Annotated in this window: 6 protein-coding genes and 1 pseudogene; 3 read left to right on the top strand and 4 right to left on the bottom strand. The window is 62.3% G+C overall.

Annotation, left to right across the window (positions count from 1 at the left end):
• The first annotated feature begins 116 nt into the window (after nucleotides 1–116).
• A complete protein-coding gene (locus L3X40_RS20990) occupies nucleotides 117–455 on the top strand; it encodes a hypothetical protein (protein WP_237367300.1) in 339 nt (112 codons plus the stop codon).
• A 24-nt stretch (nucleotides 456–479) separates the two neighbouring features.
• Here L3X40_RS20990 and L3X40_RS20985 read toward each other — a convergent pair whose 3' ends face one another.
• Nucleotides 480–764, bottom strand: a complete 285-nt coding sequence (locus tag L3X40_RS20985; protein WP_237367299.1) for a ribbon-helix-helix domain-containing protein — start codon at nucleotides 762–764, stop codon at nucleotides 480–482.
• Nucleotides 761–1,414, bottom strand: a complete 654-nt coding sequence (gene parA, locus L3X40_RS20980; RefSeq protein ID WP_237367298.1) for a ParA family partition ATPase — start codon at nucleotides 1,412–1,414, stop codon at nucleotides 761–763. Before parA ends, L3X40_RS20985 begins: the two co-directional genes overlap by 4 nt.
• A gap of 215 nt (nucleotides 1,415–1,629) precedes the next feature.
• Between parA and L3X40_RS20975 the strand changes: the two genes are divergently transcribed.
• Both L3X40_RS20975 and L3X40_RS20970 read left to right on the top strand, forming a co-directional pair.
• Nucleotides 1,630–1,971 carry a hypothetical protein gene (locus tag L3X40_RS20975; RefSeq protein ID WP_237367297.1) on the top strand — a complete coding sequence of 114 codons (342 nt, stop codon included), beginning with the start codon at nucleotides 1,630–1,632 and terminating at the stop codon, nucleotides 1,969–1,971.
• 12 nt (nucleotides 1,972–1,983) lie between these two features.
• Nucleotides 1,984–2,367: pseudogene (locus tag L3X40_RS20970) on the top strand (IS66 family transposase); the annotation flags it as partial.
• 277 nt (nucleotides 2,368–2,644) lie between these two features.
• On the opposite strand, the gene L3X40_RS20965 reads toward L3X40_RS20970, so the two are convergent.
• Together L3X40_RS20965 and L3X40_RS20960 are read right to left on the bottom strand one after the other, a co-directional pair.
• Nucleotides 2,645–3,934, bottom strand: a complete 1,290-nt coding sequence (locus tag L3X40_RS20965; protein WP_237367296.1) for an MFS transporter — start codon at nucleotides 3,932–3,934, stop codon at nucleotides 2,645–2,647.
• A gap of 91 nt (nucleotides 3,935–4,025) precedes the next feature.
• Nucleotides 4,026–4,652, bottom strand: coding sequence for a TonB-dependent receptor domain-containing protein (locus L3X40_RS20960; protein WP_272908109.1), 627 nt, complete (start codon nucleotides 4,650–4,652; stop codon nucleotides 4,026–4,028).
• Nucleotides 4,653–4,680 lie beyond the last annotated feature (28 nt).

The following is a 4,680-nucleotide window of genomic DNA, read 5'->3' as shown; positions in this document are numbered from 1 at the left end:
CCTTGCGGCCGCTTCGCGCCGTCAGTTCCCTGCTCGTCGCGTGATGTTCGCCATCCGTTCGCCCTTAGCGTGCAGATTCGTCACTTTCGTGTAGTCACCCCAACAGCCCGCTTCGGGTGTTCCGGGCGCTGGTCAAGAAGGTCTGCGAGCATGACGCCGACCACGGCCATTTTCCTGACTATGCCGTGACGATGGACGATGACGTCATTCTGTTCCACAACCGCTCCGGCCTCAAGGCGAAGCCCGATCCTGTCAGCATCGCCAACGATGCGCCCTATATCGACCCTGAAACCATGCACGACGCCAAGACGGCCGCGCCGGGGTATGACATTTACGCGCTCTATGACGAATGGGTGTCGTGGTGGCACGACATGGGCAAGCCCGAACTCAAAAGCCCCGCCGGGGCCTTCATCGGCTTTTGCAAGAAGCGGCACGAACGGAAGCCGATGCGCTGACTCCATGTTTGCATGTGAACATGCTCACTTGCCTACAGGACTTTCCCCCATCTTGCGGAGCCAGTCGTTGAACGCCTCGGCCATCGCATCCTGCAAGCTCATGCCGTGCCTGCGAGCGGTCATGTGCATGGCGAACGACATATCCGGGCTGAAATAGCCCGTCATCGCCTTCTTGCCCTGTCGGCTCGGCGCAACCGGGCTGCTGCCAGTGGCGGTCGGCGCGGACGCCCTCCCCTCCGGCTCAGCCGTCACCGGCGACGGCGCGGGTTCGCGATCCCGCAATGCAAGCAATGATCCCTTCCGGCTCATGCGCTGGCCCTCCGTTTCCTAGATGCTGGCATGTTTACATGCCCACATGCCCACTTGTAAAGCTGGCGCACCTCGTCGGCCGCCTTGCCGTTCGGCTCGATCTCCATCACGGTTTTTCCCTCCGTCGCCGCATGGCGGAACGCGGCGCGATCCGCGATGTGCAGCGGGCAGGCATCCAGTCCATAGCCCTGCACGAGCTGCGCCGCCTCGTCATACATGCGCGGCGCGGTCGGGCTTCCCGCCGTGAAGATCACGAAAGCGGGCTTGCCGCGCATCTTCACAAGGCTGGCGGTCGTCTTGATCGCGGCCAGGTCGAACGCGCTCGGCCGACAGGGGATCAGCACCAGGTCGGCCGCCTCGACGGCGGCGCTGGCGGCGCTGTCGGCATGGGGCGGGGTGTCGATCACGATGAACGCCGCGCCCTGCGCCGTCGCCTGCTCGATCTTGGCGGCAAGGCGAGGGGGCGCGCTGTCGATCACGACCGGGGGCGCGTCCTGCCGCCATGCCGCCCATTGGCTCGCCGTCGCCTGTGGATCAAGGTCGATCACCAGCGCGGTATGCCCGGAATCTTCGGCGGCGGCGGCCAGATGCAGGGCGAGGGTGGTCTTGCCCGCGCCCCCCTTCTGGCTGATGATAGCGATTGTTGGCATGTGAATATCCTTACATGACCGCATGTTTGCATGTGGGCATAGCGCAAACCGCGCCCGAATGAAAGGGGCAGGGGAGGGCGCTTATCCGCCCTCGTCGCCGTCCTCGCCTGTGTTTCGGCGTGAGATTGGGGACCACCTGACCCGGTAATCGGCACCTAAACGGGTACCACCCATCGGGTCATCTATGTTCGTCGGCTGTGTTGGCTGGCGACGAGGTGGAGGATGACGACGGTGGAGACGATAGGACGGATCAGGCGCGCGCATTTCGTGCAGAAGCTATCGGTGCGGGAGATTGCGCGTCGGCTGCATGTGTCGCGCAAGACGGTGCGCAAGGCGATCAGGCCGACGACGCCGCCTTCACCTACACGCGGGTTGCGGAGCCCAGGCCGAAGCTGGGTGGCCACGCGGCCGCGCTGGAGCAGTTGCTGGCGGAGAACGAGCGCAAGCCGCGCCGCGAACGTCTGACGCTGATCAGGTTATACGAGGTGCTGCGCGGGCTCGGATTTGAGGGCGGCTATGTAACTACCCACCCCCTTGCCAACGTGGCTGGGCTGTGATTCATCCTGTCCATGAATCGCGAGGAACTCGAGCGGCTTACGAAGCCTGAGTTGGTCGAGCTGGTTCTGCGGATGCAGCGGCCCGACAAGACCTCGCGAACGTCGTCCAAGCCGCCTTCGACGGATCGGAAAGGAAGACGGGAAGAATCACGTCCCGGCGGAGCCAAGCCTGGTCACAAGGGGCACGCGCGGGGTCTGGTCGAGGCGCCGGATATGATCGAAGATCATCGCCCGACACATTGCCGGCATTGTGGCCTTCCATTTGGCGATGACGCGCCCGGCGCGGTGACGGGAGAATACGACGAGATCGATCTTCCGGCGGTCAAGCCTATCGTCAAACGCCATCGTCGGCTGGCCTGTCGCTGCGCTGGCTGCGGGAAGACATCTGCCACCCCCAAAACACGAAAGGAAAAATTACCCGCTTGAACCAAACCCCGCATCGCGGGACATACAAATACTAGGGTCACTTCTCGATGAAAATCCCGGGTCAACTCTCAGCGGTAATCAACATTATGGGTAATCGCAAGCTTCGCCGGATGCTTACCAACCAGGTCGCCTAGAGTTTGTGTGATGAGCACGGTCCCGCGTTCCGCTCGCTCGGCCGAGGCACTGGGCCAACACGGCAAACTACCAACTCACGACAGCTTGAAAATGTGGGGGACTTTTACCGGTCTTACTGTCCATCGGACCGGCAGCAGCTCAAAGTGCCCATCTCTGCGTCGCTTGCCGCATCCTGCACTTCGATAGGGCGCGGTCTCATAGCGAGCGTGACGGAAGCTGCTCCCGCGATCAGCGCCAGGGGAAGCAGGGCCGGCAATAGGGTGGCCACGGTTGCCCCGGCTCCGAGCGCCAATCCCGCTACCGCCGGACCCACCGTCGATCCAACGCGACCGATCCCAGCCGACACCCCGACGCCGGTGCCGCGGAAGGGTGCGATGTAGGTCTCGGCGGAAAAGCCGAAGATGAGCAGCTGGCTGCCGATCGCGCAGGCGCCCACCAGCAGCGACGCGGAGAGGCGCACATAGATCGGTATGCCCGGAAGCGCAAGGATGCACAGTCCGATGATGGTTCCCGAATAGGCGATCAATGGAACCGGCCAACGCCTGTTCCTGCGCATCATCCGCCCGAACAGGACCCCGCCCACGAGGCCGCCCATGTTGAACAGCACGATCGCTATGGCCCCCTCCTCGTGTGTGGCGCCAACTGCGCGCATCAGCATCGGAAGCCAGTTCAGCAGGAGATAAATGATGACTTGGTTGCAGAAGCCCGCGGCCCACAGGGAAATCGTGCTCACCGTCCGCCGATCGCCGAAGAGGACGGCTCGGTAGCTGGCGAGCTGCTTAGGCGCGTTGCCGCCGTCGGCGGGTCGAACCATCCTCGCCCTGTCGGGGGGGATGAGGAAGATGAGAAAGGGCAGCAGCAGTGCTGGCAGGATCACGCCGAAGATGAATACGTCCTGCCATTGATTGTACAGCACGGAGGCAGCGAAAAGGCCGACGACCATCCCGCCGGTCGGCGTTCCGGAAGTGACTAAGGTCACGCGCGGGATCTGGCCGGGGGCCCCTCCCGCTTCCGCGCCCATCGCAATGATGTTGGGCATGCTCATGCCGATGGAGATGCCGGTACCAAGCCGAGCGATGAGCAGAGCGTCGAACCCTTGCGACAGCGCGGCAAGAAGCGTGAACAAGGTGAAGCCGAGGACGCACAGGACCAATAGCCGCTTACGGCCAACCCGGTCGCCAATCTGCCCTCCGAAGAAGGCCCCGAAGATCAGGCCGATGAGACCGGCGCTGGCGAGAAGGCCCAGGTGAGCGTGGTCTATGCCCAACGTGGTGTGGATGTCGGGAGCTGCAATTCCGAAAGCTACGATCTCGACCCCTTCGACGACAGAAACCAGAAAGCACAGAACGAGGACTTTCCACTGGGTTACTTCGGCTGCTGCCGTGCGGGCTGTATCTGTCATGGAGCTACTAAATCCAATCCTGGTCAACTCTTGGGGAGGTGTACGACATCGACTCCGCACCCCCCCCGTTACAAAGCCGTTCCATCCGGACTCAGAAGCGGGAACTCAAGGTAACCCCGAATGTCCGTGGCCGGCCTGTGTAGCGGGCCGCGACGTCAGGACTCGCGAAGTTGACGAACGTCCAGTAATATTCATCGGTCAGGTTGCGGACGAAGCCGGTCACCGACCAACTGTCGTCGTTGCTCCGGACACCGATACGAGCATCGACCACCGAATAAGCCGGTACTCTGAGGATATCGAGTTCGCCAAGGCCCGAATTCGTTTTGCCTTGGTAGTTGAAGCTGCCCCCGATGAAGGCCTCGGCGCCGGCGCCCACAGGGAAGGAATATTCACCATCGGCCAGCATCTGCCACTGGGGGGTGAGCGGAAAGGCCTGACCTCCCAGTTCATCCGGGTTACCCAACGCATTGGACGCATCGAAGGTGCCATCGATTTCAGACTTAACGTAGGTGGCGCTGGCGTTCAACTGCAGCCCACGGAACGGGATCACGGTCGCATCCAACTCGGCCCCCAGTGCGTGGCCCTTCGGGATGTTGAGCATCCTGTTTTGACGACCAAGCACGGGGTCCAAGACCTTCCCTCGAACCTGCTTGTTTTTATAGTCATAATAAACGTATGGCCCGCCCCGTTTGCAAGGTAGATTTTGAGATGCTCTGATCAGTCTGCGTCAACGTATACGGTCTCAT

The organism is Rhizorhapis sp. SPR117 (assembly GCF_021742065.1).
Note: the sequence above shows the minus strand (reverse complement) of the source record. Positions and strands in the feature narration are given on the sequence as shown.

Bases quoted from the DNA above. Each gene is read 5' to 3' on its own strand.
- L3X40_RS20965 (WP_237367296.1), bottom strand. From the start codon at position 3,934: ATGACAGATACAGCCCGCACGGCAGCAGCCGAAGTAACCCAGTGGAAA.
- parA (WP_237367298.1), bottom strand. From the start codon at position 1,414: ATGCCAACAATCGCTATCATCAGCCAGAAGGGGGGCGCGGGCAAGACC.
- L3X40_RS20985 (WP_237367299.1), bottom strand. From the start codon at position 764: ATGAGCCGGAAGGGATCATTGCTTGCATTGCGGGATCGCGAACCCGCG.